Origin of the sequence: Klebsiella sp. CN_Kp104, assembly GCF_040064515.1 — a bacterium.
GTDB classification, from domain to species: Bacteria; Pseudomonadota; Gammaproteobacteria; order Enterobacterales; family Enterobacteriaceae; genus Klebsiella; species Klebsiella aerogenes.
The window spans coordinates 1-13,179 of record NZ_JBEAII010000028.1 but is presented as its reverse complement, the minus strand read 5'-3'; the positions used below and the strand labels follow the sequence as shown (position 1 = coordinate 13,179).

The window sequence follows — 13,179 nt, the reverse complement described above, 5'->3', positions numbered from 1 at the left end:
TCGCGGCGAATGAAAAGGATTATTCATGGAATTGCTAATTAAGAAAGGTATTTATTCTTGTGTTAAATGGTTAATGTTATTAATTAGCCTTACTGCAGGGTTATCCGCTGCGGCAAGCGAAAATATGCCGGATAATTTTTATCGCGTCACCCCTGAGTTGTATCGTTCGGCGCAACCCAATCACCTGCAGATGCAGAGCCTGGATCGCATTGGGATACGCTCGGTGTTGAATTTGCGCCAGTGGCACAGCGATGCAGACGAAGCGAAGGGCACGGGGCTTATTCTGTATCGGGTGCCGATGAACGCGGCCGCGATTAACGACGATGATGTGGTGATTGCGCTGAGCTTTTTACATCGTGCGGCAAAACCGGCGCTGGTGCACTGCTGGCACGGCAGCGATCGTACCGGGATGATTGTCGCGCTTTACCAACTGCTGTTTAGCCACGCAACAAAGTCAGAAGTGTTGTCAGAGCTGCGCCGCCCGGAATATGGTTACCATCAGCAGTTTTATCCTGACATTGCCCGATATATTGCGGCGATTAATGTAGAAGAACTGCGTGCGAGGGTGCTGAGTTTATCCGCAGGAAAATTATAACAGCTACCAATAGGCGATACTGCGGAAAAATAACCAGGCGGAAAAACCGACCATCACCGTACCAACAACAATATAAAAAAATATATTGACGTAAAAACCAAAATCACCGCGGTAATAATAATCTTTTATCGGTGATGATTTCCGCGTTTCGATAATCACGCCTTTCTGATAGCCCCGTATCCCGTGCAGTAACATCCAGATGGCGGTAACCAGCATTAAACAAGCAATAATAGCTGCAGTGTAATCCATACGTTCCTTTTATGAATTTGCTGAATATTTAAATTGTCATTATTTTAATGTGGGTATATTACCCGAAGAGATTGTAAAAAATCTACGTCTGCAGAATTGCAGTCGGTCGGGGAACATGGTACAACAAATGTTATGTTATAACATTCAATTTAATAATTATGAACCAACCTATACCTGAACTCCTGCATGTTGACGGGGTCAGTCTTCTCGCCCGGAGTGGTACGACGATACTTAATGATATCCAGTTCGCGCTCCGCGCTGGCGAAAAGCTGGCGGTCATTGGTCCCAACGGTAGTGGTAAATCAAGCCTGCTGCGGACGATCATTGGCGACGCTCGACCGGATAAAGGGACGCTGTACTGGCAGGGGGGTCCACTACGGCAACTGTCGCCACAAGCGCGCGCGCGGAATATTGCCTTCCTGTCGCAAAACGATATCCCCGATTTGCGCCTGACGGTGGAAGAGTATGTTCAATTGGGCCGTTTACCGTATCGCGAATCAGCGTCCTCGGCGCAGGGACAGCGCATCGTGGATAGCGTTATTAGTGATACGGGTCTGCAGCCTTTACGCCATCGCCCGCTGGGTAACCTCTCCGGTGGTCAGCGTCAGCGCGCCGCGCTTGCTCGCGCCCTGGCGCAATCCCCCGAATTACTATTGCTGGATGAGCCGACCAATCACCTCGATCCGCTGGCGAGAAGCGAGTTGCTTACCCTGGTAAAGCGCACAGAGGTGGCGGTGATCGCGGTGTTACACGATCTTGCCGCGGCTGAAGCCTTTGCCGACCGAATGCTGATTATCCACCACGGCAAGCAGGTGATTTGCGACGTACCCGAGGCTGCGTTGCAACCCAGCGTAAGCTATCCGGTTTTTGGCATGACCAGTTTTCGCGTGGCGCATCCCGTGAGCGGTAAAGCGCTGCGCATTTTTGAAGTTCCTCATCGCGCTTAATGACCTCGAGTAAATATGAACAGACTTTTAACTATTTTATGGCTGCTGTTAAGTAGCCCGTTCGCGTTAGCGAATCCATTTCCCGTTACCGTGGACAGCTGCGGTAAACCCATTACCTTTAATCAACCCCCACAGCGTGCGGTAATTAACGATCTTAATATGGCGGAAATGGCCTTTGCGCTCGATCTCCAGGATCGGATTGTGGGGCTAACCGGCATCACCGGCTGGTATAAACTAACACCACAGTTCAAAGCAGAGATGGGGGCCATCCCCGAGCTGGCGCCTAAATACCCGTCGCTGGAAACGCTGCTGGCGGTCCGGCCGGACTTTTTCTTCGCCGGCTGGAACTACGGCATGAAAATTGGCGGCGATGTGACGCCGCAGACGCTGGCGCCATATGGAATTAACACGCTGGTATTGAGTGAAAGTTGCGTACAGGCCGGCGGGCAGGCAAAGAAAGCCGACATGAGTTTGCTTTACAACGATGAACTCAAGTTGGGTAAGATTTTTGGCAAGCAACAACAGGCCGAGGCGTTGGTGGAAGGGTGGAAACGTCGGCTGGCGAACCTGCCTGTCAGGCCAGCGAATACGCCGCCGCAGCGGGTCTTTGTCTATGACTCCGGCGAGGATAAACCCTTTACTAGCGGCAAGTACGGGATGCCGACGGCCATTATCGAGGCGGCAGGGGGACGCAACGTGATGGATACTCTGGACGCGAACTGGACCACGACGAGCTGGGAGGCAGTGGCGGCCAGCGAACCACAGGTGATTATTCTGCTCGATTACCAAACCGGCACGGGAACCGCGGCGCTGCAGCGTGTACTCGAATCTCATCCCCTGGTGAAACAGACGCCCGCCGTCCGGCAGCAGCGTTATCTTAAGCTACAGTATGCTGAATTGACTCCGGGTCCGGCGAATATTGCGGCGGTTGAGAAGCTGGCGCACCTCTTATATGCCACGGACGTGAAATGAGGCCGTCAATGCAACGTTTTGTTCTATGGACGGCGCTGGCATCCGTCGTTTTATGCGGCATGATGATAGCGAGTCTGCAGTGGGGAAGTGTGGAACTCTCGTGGCGACAGGTGCTATCCGCGTTGGGCCTGGCATCCGCTCCCGTTGCCGAAATAGTGAAAACTATCGTCATTGACTTACGCCTACCACGGAGCCTGCTGGCGGCGTTGACCGGCGCGGGGCTGGCGATCGTCGGCTTGCTCTTACAGACCACGACACGCAACGAACTGGCCGATCCGTTTTTGTTTGGCCTGTCTTCAGGCGCTTCCGCTGGCGCGGTGCTGGTGATCACCCGCTTCGGCGATGTACTGGGGCCACTCACGCTGCCGGGCTCGGCTTTCGTCGGCGGGATATTATCCGCGCTGGCGGTGATGATATTGTTTCGCGTCAACCAGCTAAGGCGAGCGGAACAGTTAATCATCTGTGGCCTGGCGGTGTCGTTTCTTTTCAGCGCGCTGACCAGCTATCTGGTCTTTTCCGGCGACCAGCGGGCGGCTGGTTCGTTGCTATTCTGGTCATTGGGCGGTCTGGGACTGGCGCGATGGGACAACCTGTTCATTCCCTTATTGAGCCTGGCGTTGTTGAGCGGATTTACCCTGCGCCGCTGGCGGGCGCTGGATGCGCTGTTGGCGGGGGAGCAGACGGCCTGCTCGCTGGGCGTCGAGGTTGAGCGGTTGAGAAGCGAAACCTTCCTCTGCTGCGCGTTGGCTACCGCTTTGCTGGTTTCTATAACCGGGGTTATTGGTTTCGTCGGCCTGATGGTGCCTTATCTGGCGCGCCGGGCCGTTGGCGTCAGGCATCGAATGGCCGTGCCGATGTGCGGTTTGCTTGGCGCGATATTGCTCACTGGCGGCGATATACTCAGCCGAAGCCTGATAGCGAATCAAGAATTACCGATTGGTATTATCACTGCCGGGCTTGGCGGCGCGTTTATTGTCGGTTTGCTGATGCGGGCAACAGGATAAGCCGAGTCAAGGGAAAAAAAGAGATTGACCCATTATTGCGCGTAAATAATGGGTTCTATTATTTAAATGAATATTACTTGCCGGTAATAAAGTTATTCTCCACCTTAGAAGGGAGATTTCTCTGGATAGTGCACTTTCAGGCGAAGTAGGGTTTTTATAAATAATTCGCAGAAAATATAATTGTGGCAAAAAGCCTTTCAGGCCAATATTGCTGCGGCCTGGCGACAAGTGATGATTTATATCAATGGAATAGGCATCATTGGCGCATGCCCTGTCCGTTAGTAAGTTTCTGGTTTAATTTACTGCTAAAAGCATCTATTGCAACGCAATATATTGTCATGTTGCAATTGTTAGTTGCTTTATTTTTTATTCTCGTGGTGAATATTCTTGATGTCAATCTAAATATGGTTCATTAATCTGGGTGGTTAACTATAACCAGCGATTCATTCTGAAGCGGTTCGGATATATAAGGAATGTAATGAACGACGCCTTCCCGGGGGAGCGACTCAGTGCCCGTATTCATTCACAACTGGCACTGTATATCGAAATTGAACAGAGGGTTGTCGGGCTGTTGCTTAAATCCCTGAACGTTAGTCGTTTCAGTAATATTAAAACCCATCCACTAATCATTCAAGAAAAAATAAATATCAATAATAATAATTCAACTTTTCTCTTTCGAAATACCGTTCGCCAATCAGTTAGCGTGGTGAAATTAAATATCGGATTGATGAACACCTTATTGAAGAAGCACGAGTAACGCACAGGAGGTGCGATGAAGACATTACGACCACTGTGGGGCAGGGGTCAGATGATCTCCCCACAACATTTTCAACAGCAGGTGAATCAGGCGGCCTGGCAAAGCGAATGTATCGCCCGTCTGGGGGTGATGAATCCCTGGGGGATCATCCGCGTCGAATTTGACGCCGCATTGCTAAAACAGGGGAAGCTGAAGGCCAGCCACCTCTATGTACGCTTTCCTGATGGAACGCTTATCGACAGCGATAACGCTGATGCGCTGCCTGAGGTCATGGTGTTGCCGCAAGCGGAAAGCCGCGAATTAACGGTGGTGCTGGCGCTGCCTCATGAGCATGAAAACGGCGGCAACTGCCTGCAGATGGAACAACGCGCAGAGCGGCCGGTTCGTTGGCGTTTGGCCTGGCGAGAAGTACGCAACAGATATGGCGAAGACAGTCGACAAATTGCGGTGATGCTTGCGCAACTGACGCTGCGCACAGCGGATGACAATAACGGCGATTATCAAACCGTCGCCGTCGCCAGATTACGTCGCGACAGTCAGGATTGCTGGTCGTTGGATGAGGACTTTATCCCGCCGCTGCTGAAAGTGTTGGCCAGCCGCTGGCTGCACGAACAAACGGAACAGCTGACGAATCAACTGGGCGTGCGCCTGCAACGCCTGATGGCCATGCGTCGGGAAAGCAACGCCAGGATGGCGGATTTTGCGGTAGCGGATGTATCGCTGTTTTGGCTGCTGAACGCGCTTAACAGCGCGGAGCCGGTGTTGAACCATTTCCTGCGCCATCCGCAGGTACATCCGGAACGGCTGTATGAAGCGCTGGCCAGCCTGGCGGGCAGCCTGTTGACCTTCTCCCTTGACCATACCACGGCGGATATTCCGCCCTATCGCCATCAGGCGTTGACAGAAGTCTTTCCACCGCTGTTCAAATTACTCGGCGTACTGCTCGAAGCTAGCCTGCCATCCCGGGTTGTGGCGATTGAAATGACGCACGATGACCGGCGTAAGCGCTGGCATGCCCGTCTGCACGATCCAAGGTTGCGCGAAGAGGCCGATTTTTATCTCTCGGTGCGTTCCGCGCTACCTGCGGCGCAACTGCTGGAGCAGTTACCGCAACAGTGTAAAGCCGGTAGCCCCGATGAGGTTGACCGGGTGGTCAACGGTTCGCAGCCCGGCATTCCGCTGAAAGCCATGAGTCATGTTCCCGCCGCCATCCCGCTGCGCCTGGAGAATCAGTATTTCACCCTTGATATGACTCATCCGGCGGCGCAGGCGATGCTGGCGGAAGGGAGTTGCGTCTTTTACGTGCCCGGCCTGCTGGGCGACCCGGAACTCGAACTCTATGCGGTGCTGCGCTCATGACCCAGGATATCAATATTGATGCTCTGCTGGCGGATAGCTGGCTGACGGTGACGGAACTGCGCCTTGGCGCCAAACTGGCCGATGGGGAGGGGAAACATCTCTGGCAGCGTTGTGTAGACAACATTGAACAGGTGATGGCGCAGCTGGTGACCGCTGATATCAGCGAGGCGAACCGTCAGCATATCCTCTATGCGTGGTGTGCGCTGCTGGATGAAACCGCGAAAGGGCGCAATGAGGAAGATGACGCCTGTATCGCCTGGTACGATCGGCCGCTTGAGGTTAAATATTTTGGCGGCATGGAAGCCGGAGATGCGCTCTATGAGCGCATCCGCCAGGTGCTGCGCGAGCCGGCGCCGGATAACCTCGTTCTGACTTGTTTCCATCGGGTGCTGGCGCTGGGGTTTAAGGGGCGGTATGGCCTCAATGATCCGGCGCGCGCAGCGCTCGTCAGCGCGCTTGGCGAGCGTGTACCGCCGTTTGCGGGCGATCCTCAGCAGCCGATTCTGGCGAATCTATCCGGCCGCCGCGGTCTGGCAGACTGGTTGCGTCGTTGGCCGGTCAGTATTGGCGTGTCGCTGGTGCTGGTGGCCGCGTTGTGGTTGGGGGTGAACTACTGGCTGGATGCCCTGGTGGCGGCGTTGCGACTGGGAGGCGGACAATGAGCGCGCGCTATCAGCGCCTGCTCTGGCTGTGGGGCGGTCTGCTGGCGGTGTTGATGATCCTGCTGTTTCTGCCGTTATCCACCGGCGGCCGGGTGCTGGCTGTTGGGTTGACGGCGGCGGGCGTAGCGGTCGGGCTGGTCTACGTCGGGCGCCAACAACGTGAGCGACCTGCGGATGCCGACTGGCTGGTTGAGCTACCGTCGGCGCCGTATCGACTGCCGATTGTGCTGGTCTGCGGCGACACGGCGGACTGGCCGGGAGAAGGAGCGGTTTACCGTACGGCTCAGGGTTGCTGGCTGAGAGTCGCCACCGCCGCGTTGCAGCAGACGGTGCGTTATGTGCGCGATGAGCGCCCGGCGCTCATCGCGCAACTGGCGGTGATGTTCTGCATGCAGCCGCAACAACATGATGATGACGCGGCGCTGGCGGCGCGGCTACGCGAGTTGCGCTGGCAGCTTGCCCAGGTGCGGGGCGATACCCGTCGGGCGATACCGTTACTGCTGAACAGCTCTCTATCCGGCGCATCGCTGGAACCGTTATGGCAGACAGCGCGTGCCGGAGAGACGTTGCAGGTGTGGCTGCCTGACGGCGTGCCGTGCAGCAGCGCAAGCTGGTTGATGCAGGCTGATGGCGCTCATCGCCTGGCGGCACAGCTTAGGATAAATGCGCTTGCCCGCTTTACGCAGCAGATGGCGTTAAACGTACTGGCGGCGGCAAGCGACGATGTTCCCCCGATCGCTCCGGCGGTCGTACTGTATCATTTCACGCCAGCCGGGGCGCCTGCCATGGCGGATAATCTATGGCAGCGTTGGCTGTCTGAGCATACTTCCCTCAACTCACTACCGGGCTGGTTACCGGAAATTGCTGCAGAAACGCGGAAACTGCCGGATTTCATTTTGCCGATACTGCCGCAGGGCGGCGGCACCACGCCGAAAAGCCGTGCTCTGCGGCGGGCATTCTGTCTGTTCACCCTCGCGGCCCTGATTGCGCTGTGCTGCAGCGCATGGAACAACCAGCAACTCCTCCAGCGGGTTGGCTTTGATGTTCAGCGCTATGAACGGACGGTGATGGACGACCATGCCGCAAAAGCCCGCGCCGTACAGATTTTGCGTCAGGATGCGGCGCAACTGGATGCCTTCGCGCGTGATGGCGCGCCGCTGGCGCTGGGCCTTGGGCTCTATCGCGGCGAGCGTCTGCGTCAGCCGGTACTGGCAGCGATTCGTTCCTACGTCCCTCCGCCTCCACCGCCGAAAGCGGTAGAAAAAATCGTACCGAAAATTGTCCGTCTTGACAGCATGTCGCTATTCGACACCGGCAAGTGGACGCTTAAACCGGGGTCCACCAAGCTGCTGGTGAACTCGCTGGTGGGGATCAAAGCCAGGCCCGGTTGGCTAATCGTCATCGCCGGACATACCGACAGCGTAGGCGATGATAAATCCAACCAGACACTCTCCCTGAAGCGTGCCGAATCGGTGCGTAACTGGATGCGCGATACCGGCGACGTGCCGGAAAGCTGTTTTGCGGTGCAGGGTTATGGCGAAAGCCGTCCGGTCGCCAGCAACGATGCGCAGCAAGGCCGGGCGCTGAACCGCCGGGTCGAAATTAGCCTGGTGCCGCAGCCCGACGCCTGTCAGGTTTCGACGAACTCCGCTTCAACTTCGGCGGATGGCGCTTTCTAAACCGACCATCTCATGACTCTTCGTACGGACAGGTTTTCCTGTCCGTCGTTTTTGTTGCCGGGTACCGGGGTCAACACAATCTGCCCAACCTTGTGCGCTTTTGGGCTCCTTATCAACAGGAAACAGCGACGGGCGGTAGCGTGGTCGAAGGCGACGGAAGGGAGATAAAGAGAATGGCGTTTGATACAGGAAAATAAATCATGAGTGACATAAAGCCTCTGTTGTTCAACCACAGCCATCATCTGTTACAGGTGCATGGTTGTAACTCGTTGCTGGATGTTCTGTGCTTTGAAGGTGAGGAAAACTTAAGTGAGCCTTTCCGCTATACCATTGAATTTACCAGCAGCGATAAAGCTATCACCCCGCAGCAGATGTTGCTGCAAAACGCCTCGCTGACCTTGCAGGCGCCGGTTGACCAGGGATTTGGCATTAAGATCCAGCAGCCGGTGCGCGTTCTTCAGGGAGTGATCACCGCTTTTGAACGGCTTTCCACCGCAAAAGAGGAAACGCGCTACGCCTTGACGTTACAGCCGCGTCTGGCGCTACTGTCGAAGAGTCATCAGAACCGTATTTATCAGGATATGTCGGCACCGCAGATTGTGGAGCACATTCTCAGAACCCGTCACCAGATGCGCGGGGAAGATTTTGTCTTTCAACTGGTGCATGAATATCCGCGCCGTGAACAGGTGATGCAGTACGGTGAGGACGATCTGACCTTTATCTCCCGCCTGTTAGGTGAGGTGGGGATCTGGTTTCGCTTTACCGCCGATACCCGGCTGAATATTGATGTGGCGGAGTTCTACGATGACCAGCAACATTACGAGACGGGACTGTCGTTGCCTTCGGTCGCTCCCTCCGGGCAGCATGACGGCGGGAACGAATCGGTGTGGGATTTACAGAGCCGACACCACGTGGTTGAGCGTTCGGTGTTTACTCGTGACTATAACTACCGTAACGCGCCAGAGGATATGAATCTCAACGTCAATGTCAGCCGTGGCGATAGTACCACCTACGGTGAAGCCTATCACTGGGCGGACAACTATCTGACGCCGGGTAATCGCTTCCAGCATACTCCGGACCCGGAGAGCGGGGCCTTTTATGCCCGTATTCGTCATGAGCGTTATCTCAACCAGCAGACGCGGCTGAATGGGGAAACCAACTGCGCGGCGCTGGCTCCCGGCCAGCAGCTAAAAGTGAGCGGCGGCGAAGAGGTGACGGACGTCTGGCGACAGGGGGTGGCGATCGCTGCGATTCACTGTCGCGCCCGTCGCGACCGCAGCTTCGTCATGACGTTTCAGGCTATTCCCTGCGTAGAGACTTACTGCTTTCGCCCGGCGGTCATCAGCAAACCCAGAATGGCCGGGACGCTGCCGGCGCGCGTCACCAGCACCAAAATCAACGATCTCTATGGCCATATCGATCGCGACGGACGTTATCGGGTGAACTTATTGTTCGATCGCGATCGCTGGCAGCCGGGTGAGGAAAGCCTGTGGGTGCGCCAGGCGCGCCCTTACGCCGGTGAAACCTTTGGCCTGCATCTGCCGTTGTTAGCGGGCACCGAAGTGGCGATCGCTTTTGAGCAGGGGGATCCCGATAGGCCCTATATTGCTGGCGCGCTGCACGACTCCACGCACCAGGACCACGTGACGCTCTACAACTACAAGCGTAACGTGCTGCGCACGCCGGCGAACAACAAGATTCGCCTCGATGATACTCGGGGTAAAGAGCACGTTAAGGTCAGCACCGAATATGGCGGCAAGAGCCAGCTCAACCTCGGTCATCTGGTGGATCATCAGAACACGCCGCGCGGTGAGGGATTTGAGTTACGCACCGATAGCTATGGCGCGATCCGCGGCGGGAAGGGAATATTTATTACCGCCGATGAACAGCTGAAAGCGATGGGCGCGACCGTGGAAATGGATCCCGCCAGTCAATTGCTCGGCAGTGCCGTTGTTCAGCTCAACGACTGGCAGGAGATAGCCCGCACCCACTACAACACCCCGCCGGATGTCAGCACGTTAAAGCAGTTCGTCGGCAAAGCCGTCAACCTGGCGAGCCCCGTCCTGCTGATGAGCGCGCCGAAAGGCATCGGCATCGTGACGGCGGAAACGACGCTGCTACAGAGTGGTAAAGGGTTGTACCTGCAAAGCGCCAGCGATATTGCGCTGGCCAGCGGCAACCGGCTGTCGGTGAATAGCAAAAACGCAATCTCGCTGCTTTCCCACCGCGAAGGGATGCGTATGGTATCGGTGAAAGGACCGCTGGAGATAGAGTCGCACGGCGACACACTGGCGCTCACTTCACTGAAGGATATTACCGTGCAGTCCACGCAGGGACATCTGCAGCTTACCGCCAAAAATGGCATCACCCTGGGCTGTGGCGGCGGCTACATTCGCCTGACGCCGCAGGGAGAAGTCCATCTTCACAGCCCGAGTCTGCTCAGTTTTAAAGGCACGCATAAGATGCAGGGGCCGGCCGGCGAGACGTTTCCGCTTCCCGATCTTCCCACATCGATATGTAAAGACTGCCTGATTCGTGCGCAAGAACTGGCTCAGGCTTTTGTGCCACGTGCCGCCTGACAATCGCTCATCGATATAACTTACCCGGAGGAACAGACCTTGAAACCCATTATTCGGCAGGGTGATACCTTGCGTGAGCATGGCGGTACGGTGATCGGCGGCCATTATCTCTGTTTTGGTAAAGGCATCGCCTGCAAAGGCGACCAGGTGAGCTGCAATGAACATGGCCTGACGGTCATAGCCGAAGGAAGCTCGCTGTATGAAGTGGATGGTTCTCCGGTGGCTCTTGACGGGCATCATTGCGCCTGCGGCTGTACGCTGGTGAGTTCACGCCCTGATTGCGAAGTCGCGCTATGAGACAGCTAACCGACTATCTGCCTTACAAAACCGCTACGCCGCCCCACGACGGACGGTGGTTGTCCGTCGGCGCGGGGATGACGCTTATCAGCGGAGGAGGCGCGGCGTTAATGCCTGCCGAAGCGCGTGGCGGGGCGTTAATAACCGTCGCAATCGTTAGCGCCATGCTTTTGGTCCTCATCATCTGGATGCTGCGTCTGCTTTATTACCGCCTGTCGGTTCACTACACCCAGTACTACCAGCGGTTGATCGATTTCGATCATCAAACGTGGTGGGCCCGGCATCAATATAGCGTTGGGCTGGTGGAAACGGTGCTGCTGGGGCCGGTGGGGTGTGAACCCGAGCGCTGGCAGACGCTGCTGAAGCGAGAACACAAGGCGCCAAAAGAGAAACTGGAGGCCGGTGCGCGGGCGCTGCGACTGATCCACTCGGACATCGTGGATATCGACCTGCGTGAACAGCAGTTAGCCCGAATGCTGGCGCAACAATGGCTGGCGCAGCGAGGCGAACATCAACTTCCCGGCCTGAGCGGCTGTTACTGGCAGGGCAGCGAACCGGCGTGGCGAGAATTTTGCGCCGAGCTGCGCAAGCGCTGTCCCACCGCTCAGTTGCCGCATATGGCGGAACCCTGGCAGGGCGAGGCCAGCTTATCGGAGATTACCGCGCGAATTAATGAGGCCGATGACGAATGTTTCATTCTGGTGGCGGGGTGCCAGTCGGTGGCGGCGACGGCGGATTCGGCGAGACCGGCGGGGGAATCCGCCGCGCTCTGGTTACTGGCCCGGGAGGGGGAGGCGCGGCTGACCCGCGGCGAGGTTTATGAAGGCGCCGCGGTGGAAAATATCCAGCAGGTCTGTCAGCGGGCAATGCAGCAAAGCGGGGCTGAACGTCCGCCCGATCCCTGTATCGCATTCACTCAACCGCAAATCCCGGAACTGGCGCAAAGCGGCTGGAACAGCAACCAACTGCTGCAGGATGAAAACTGGGGTGAGACGGGGCAGATGGAGCCGCTCATCACCATCGCGCTGGCGGCGATTTTTGCCCGCCGTTTTCAACAGTCTTGCGGCTGGATCGCCCGCGATCCGCGTCACCCTCTCTCACTGGGCATCGTCACCGCAGCAGTCCCGGCACCGCAACCTCAAGACAAGAAGGAATGAACATGTCGTTAATGAATCAGGAATGGATTAGCAAGCTGGAACAATTTGCGCGCAAACTCGCGCTGCGCGACGTCTATCTCATTGCCGATCAAGGCGTTTTAGACAACCCGTTATTGGATGGCTTAAATAGACTTTCTCCTCCGGTGCAGTGGTTCTCACTCTATCAGGGGCAACCGGAAGAGCCGCTGCTGGAGATGGCGCCTTTATTGATGCGGCTTGAGCCAGCTTGCTGGCAGCATCGTCAATGGATCGCCGATCTGATCGCCGCATTTTCCTGCAAGCCGGGTCTGCTGATCTTCCTCTCACCGCTGAGTTTTTCAACGCTCGCCGCCCACCTGCGCAACCTGGCCGACGGCGCATGGGAAGACCGTTCTGGCCTGGTGCGTTATTACGACACCCGTATGTTCCCGTTGCTGATGCAGCATGTGCTCACTGAAGAGCAAAAAGCATGGTTTTTAGAACCGGTTTATCTCTGGAGCTACCGCGATAGAGACGACAAGATCTGCTGGCTGGAAGGCGAGTGTTCGCCTGTTCAGGCAGCGATCCCGGAGGCGATCAAGATTAATTTCAGTGATGAGCAAATGATGAAACTGGATGTCGCTATCGATGCCCAGCAATTTACGGTTTCTGAAAAATTCAGCACCTTTTTTACCACCCAGGAGGACAAATTTAACACTCTTTGGCAGCTCGGTTGGCAGGCGCATCAGCAGAATTTTAGCGGTGATTTAGCTTCCTGGTTTGAAAGCCACTTTGAGGAATGAAACATCCTCCTTGTTGATCATCAATAGGCAATTATCAGTTCTGTAAGGACACATCAATGATAAAGCATATCCGTATTTTGTCCGGCGGGCTGGCGGCGCTGGCCGCCGCTTTTCTCTGCCTGCTGACGGCCTGTCGCGACCACAGTCGCGACGGCATGAGC

The 13,179-nt window shown here is 56.1% G+C and carries 14 protein-coding genes; 13 read left to right on the top strand and 1 reads right to left on the bottom strand.

The features are described 5' to 3' along the window. Positions 1–25 precede the first annotated feature (25 nt). Positions 26–595, top strand: coding sequence for a tyrosine-protein phosphatase (locus tag ABLU80_RS13610; RefSeq protein WP_101704846.1), 570 nt, complete (start codon positions 26–28; stop codon positions 593–595). Positions 596–598: 3 nt separating this feature from the next. Here ABLU80_RS13610 and ABLU80_RS13605 read toward each other — a convergent pair whose 3' ends face one another. After that, on the bottom strand, positions 599–844 hold the full coding sequence (locus tag ABLU80_RS13605; protein WP_015366086.1) for a hypothetical protein: 246 nt from the start codon (positions 842–844) through the stop codon (positions 599–601). Between the two features lie 158 nt (positions 845–1,002). Between ABLU80_RS13605 and ABLU80_RS13600 the strand changes: the two genes are divergently transcribed. The 12 genes from ABLU80_RS13600 to ABLU80_RS13545 all read left to right on the top strand — a co-directional run bounded on the left by ABLU80_RS13600 (position 1,003) and on the right by ABLU80_RS13545 (position 13,018). Beyond that, positions 1,003–1,791, top strand: coding sequence for an ABC transporter ATP-binding protein (locus tag ABLU80_RS13600; protein ID WP_308953681.1), 789 nt, complete (start codon positions 1,003–1,005; stop codon positions 1,789–1,791). A gap of 15 nt (positions 1,792–1,806) precedes the next feature. Beyond that, on the top strand, positions 1,807–2,763 hold the full coding sequence (locus ABLU80_RS13595) for an ABC transporter substrate-binding protein (protein ID WP_348850085.1): 957 nt from the start codon (positions 1,807–1,809) through the stop codon (positions 2,761–2,763). Between the two features lie 8 nt (positions 2,764–2,771). Beyond that, entirely contained in the window at positions 2,772–3,767 is a 996-nt protein-coding gene (locus ABLU80_RS13590) for an iron ABC transporter permease (protein WP_072207287.1), read from the top strand. 182 nt (positions 3,768–3,949) lie between these two features. Then, positions 3,950–4,183: a hypothetical protein gene (locus ABLU80_RS13585; protein WP_348850084.1), complete on the top strand. Its 234-nt coding sequence runs from the start codon at positions 3,950–3,952 to the stop codon at positions 4,181–4,183. 62 nt (positions 4,184–4,245) lie between these two features. After that, positions 4,246–4,524, top strand: coding sequence for a hypothetical protein (locus ABLU80_RS13580; RefSeq protein WP_047465953.1), 279 nt, complete (start codon positions 4,246–4,248; stop codon positions 4,522–4,524). 15 nt (positions 4,525–4,539) lie between these two features. Continuing rightward, positions 4,540–5,883 (top strand): type VI secretion system baseplate subunit TssK, encoded by a 1,344-nt coding sequence (gene tssK / locus ABLU80_RS13575; protein WP_047465950.1) that lies wholly within the window; start codon positions 4,540–4,542, stop codon positions 5,881–5,883. Next, positions 5,880–6,545 (top strand): type VI secretion system protein TssL, short form, encoded by a 666-nt coding sequence (tssL, locus tag ABLU80_RS13570; RefSeq protein WP_260841354.1) that lies wholly within the window; start codon positions 5,880–5,882, stop codon positions 6,543–6,545. Before tssK ends, tssL begins: the two co-directional genes overlap by 4 nt. After that, complete coding sequence (locus ABLU80_RS13565) at positions 6,542–8,224, top strand: OmpA family protein (protein ID WP_260841355.1); 1,683 nt, start codon at positions 6,542–6,544, stop codon at positions 8,222–8,224. Before tssL ends, ABLU80_RS13565 begins: the two co-directional genes overlap by 4 nt. A 200-nt stretch (positions 8,225–8,424) precedes the next feature. Then, the gene (gene vgrG, locus ABLU80_RS13560; protein WP_348850083.1) at positions 8,425–10,803 is read left to right on the top strand and encodes a type VI secretion system tip protein VgrG; all 2,379 of its coding nucleotides are present in this window, start codon (positions 8,425–8,427) and stop codon (positions 10,801–10,803) included. A gap of 39 nt (positions 10,804–10,842) precedes the next feature. After that, on the top strand, positions 10,843–11,100 hold the full coding sequence (locus ABLU80_RS13555) for a PAAR domain-containing protein (RefSeq protein WP_015366096.1): 258 nt from the start codon (positions 10,843–10,845) through the stop codon (positions 11,098–11,100). Continuing rightward, a complete protein-coding gene (locus ABLU80_RS13550; protein ID WP_285177698.1) occupies positions 11,097–12,257 on the top strand; it encodes a hypothetical protein in 1,161 nt (386 codons plus the stop codon). Before ABLU80_RS13555 ends, ABLU80_RS13550 begins: the two co-directional genes overlap by 4 nt. Before the next feature lie 11 nt (positions 12,258–12,268). Next, positions 12,269–13,018 carry a DUF4123 domain-containing protein gene (locus tag ABLU80_RS13545; RefSeq protein ID WP_227513470.1) on the top strand — a complete coding sequence of 250 codons (750 nt, stop codon included), beginning with the start codon at positions 12,269–12,271 and terminating at the stop codon, positions 13,016–13,018. Positions 13,019–13,179 lie beyond the last annotated feature (161 nt).

Excerpts from the sequence above, each read along its gene's own strand:
- ABLU80_RS13610 (WP_101704846.1), top strand. The coding sequence starts at position 26 with ATGGAATTGCTAATTAAGAAAGGTATTTATTCTTGTGTTAAATGGTTA.
- ABLU80_RS13605 (WP_015366086.1), bottom strand. The coding sequence starts at position 844 with ATGGATTACACTGCAGCTATTATTGCTTGTTTAATGCTGGTTACCGCC.
- ABLU80_RS13600 (WP_308953681.1), top strand. The coding sequence starts at position 1,003 with ATGAACCAACCTATACCTGAACTCCTGCATGTTGACGGGGTCAGTCTT.
- ABLU80_RS13595 (WP_348850085.1), top strand. The coding sequence starts at position 1,807 with ATGAACAGACTTTTAACTATTTTATGGCTGCTGTTAAGTAGCCCGTTC.
- ABLU80_RS13590 (WP_072207287.1), top strand. The coding sequence starts at position 2,772 with ATGCAACGTTTTGTTCTATGGACGGCGCTGGCATCCGTCGTTTTATGC.
- ABLU80_RS13580 (WP_047465953.1), top strand. The coding sequence starts at position 4,246 with ATGAACGACGCCTTCCCGGGGGAGCGACTCAGTGCCCGTATTCATTCA.
- tssK (WP_047465950.1), top strand. The coding sequence starts at position 4,540 with ATGAAGACATTACGACCACTGTGGGGCAGGGGTCAGATGATCTCCCCA.
- tssL (WP_260841354.1), top strand. The coding sequence starts at position 5,880 with ATGACCCAGGATATCAATATTGATGCTCTGCTGGCGGATAGCTGGCTG.
- ABLU80_RS13565 (WP_260841355.1), top strand. The coding sequence starts at position 6,542 with ATGAGCGCGCGCTATCAGCGCCTGCTCTGGCTGTGGGGCGGTCTGCTG.
- vgrG (WP_348850083.1), top strand. The coding sequence starts at position 8,425 with ATGAGTGACATAAAGCCTCTGTTGTTCAACCACAGCCATCATCTGTTA.
- ABLU80_RS13550 (WP_285177698.1), top strand. The coding sequence starts at position 11,097 with ATGAGACAGCTAACCGACTATCTGCCTTACAAAACCGCTACGCCGCCC.
- ABLU80_RS13545 (WP_227513470.1), top strand. The coding sequence starts at position 12,269 with ATGAATCAGGAATGGATTAGCAAGCTGGAACAATTTGCGCGCAAACTC.